Below are 1,651 nucleotides of genomic sequence, written 5' to 3'. Positions count from 1 at the left end.
CCGCCGCGGAGCGGGCCGGCCAGGTGGGCTGGTCACCGCCGGCCGCCGCGCTCCGCAGCAGCGGCTCCGCCTCGGCGGCGGTCAACCGCCGCCAGGGGTCGCGCTGCAACAGTCCGTTGAGCACGGGGCGCAACGGCCCGGCCCGGCGCATCGGGTCCGGCGGTTCGGTGGCCAGGGCGCTGAGCGTCGCCATCGCGCTGGAGCGGGCGTACGGCGAACGCCCCTCCACCATCGCGTAGAGCGTCGCGCCCAGCGACCACAGGTCGGTGCGGGGGTTCGACACCCCTTCGCGGGCGCGTTCCGGGGCGACGAACTGCGGCGAGCCGAGCACGGTGCCCGGCCCGGTCATCGCCCCGTCGCCACCGTCGAACGTGGCCAGCCCGAAGTCGGTGAGCACCACCCGACCGTCGTCGGCGACCAGCACGTTGTGCGGCTTCACGTCACGGTGGAGCACACCCGCGGTGTGCGCGGCCCGCAGCGCGGCGAGCACGGCCAGCCCGATCCGGGCGGTGCGCTGCGGGCTCAGCGGCCCCTCCGCGCCGATGATCTGCTGCACCGACCGGGACGGCACGTACTCCATCACGATCCAGGGGCTGTCCCGGTCGTGCACCACGTCGTAGATGCGGACCACGTTGGAGTGGTTGAGCCGGGCCGCCGTACGCGCTTCACGCAGCGTCCGCAGTCGCAGCTCGGCTCGCTCGGTCTCAGCCAGCCAGGACGGTGGCACGACCTCCTTCACCGCGACGTCACGGTGCAACATCTCGTCGCGGGCCAGCCACACCCGGCCCATGCCGCCGGTGCCGACCAGGTCGAGCAGCCGGTACCGACCCGCGATCAGCAACTGCTGCACAGTCGCTCCCCCTCGGTCACCCCGTGTTACACGATAGCCACCGGTACGGCTTTCCTCATCCACTGAGTGGCCTCGATCCACGCCGGACGGCGGTCCGAGTCGGACCTGACGTGCAGGTCAGGGGGGTGGTCGGAAACTTGTTCGCACCGTCGTCCAGTCGGCGGCGGCTGCCGCCCAGTCCCGGTCGTCGGTGATCCAGCCCAGCGTCCAGCGGGCGCTCCCGACGGGTGTGCCGGCGACCTGTTGTCGGGCGTGCAGCCGGACGTCGTGGGGCGCCGACCACCGGGACTCCCACTCCGCCCCGCCGCCGCCCGCGGCGAGCCGGACCTCGTCGTACCCCGGTAGTGCCCCGGCTCTGGCCGCGGCGTCGCGGAGCGCCTTCAGCCGGGCCAGCGGATCGGTGGCGCCGCCCTCGGCGACGCTGAACGTCCGGCCGGTCGCCGGGTCCTGGAAGCAGGCCACCGCGCCGTCGCGCGAGTAATGCCAGGTCGCGGGCACGGAGACCCGGAAGCCGCTGGTGTCGGCGTGCCAGACCCAGCCGGGCGGCGGTCGGAACCGTTCGCCGCGAGGTGCCGACGCGGCCGGCACCGGCGCACCGACGGCATCCGGGCGGACACAGGGAAACGGTGGCGGGGGAACGGCGCCTCCGCCCCTGGGCGGGACCCGCCGGTCGCGGTCGCGGTCGAACGGTCCGCCCGGGCCGCCGCCGTCGGGTGGACGGTCGGGCGGCGGCGTGCTGGTGGACGGCCCGGCGGTGTCCGCCGGCTCGTCGTCGGTGACGGCCAGCGCGGCGCCGACGCC

General features: G+C 75.2%; 1 protein-coding gene and 1 pseudogene. Both read right to left on the bottom strand.

The features are described from left to right. Positions 1 to 790: serine/threonine-protein kinase (locus tag EAD98_RS20480; RefSeq protein ID WP_233583905.1), on the bottom strand; the 790-nt coding region annotated here is incomplete at its 3' end. 177 nt (positions 791 to 967) lie between these two features. Continuing rightward, a pseudogene (locus EAD98_RS30990) lies at positions 968 to 1,651 on the bottom strand (hypothetical protein); the annotation flags it as partial.

It is taken from the genome of Micromonospora sp. CV4, from assembly GCF_003667455.1.
Classification (GTDB): domain Bacteria; phylum Actinomycetota; class Actinomycetes; order Mycobacteriales; family Micromonosporaceae; genus Micromonospora.
The sequence above is the reverse complement of the archived record's forward strand: the minus strand, read 5'-3'. Positions and strand labels throughout refer to the sequence as shown.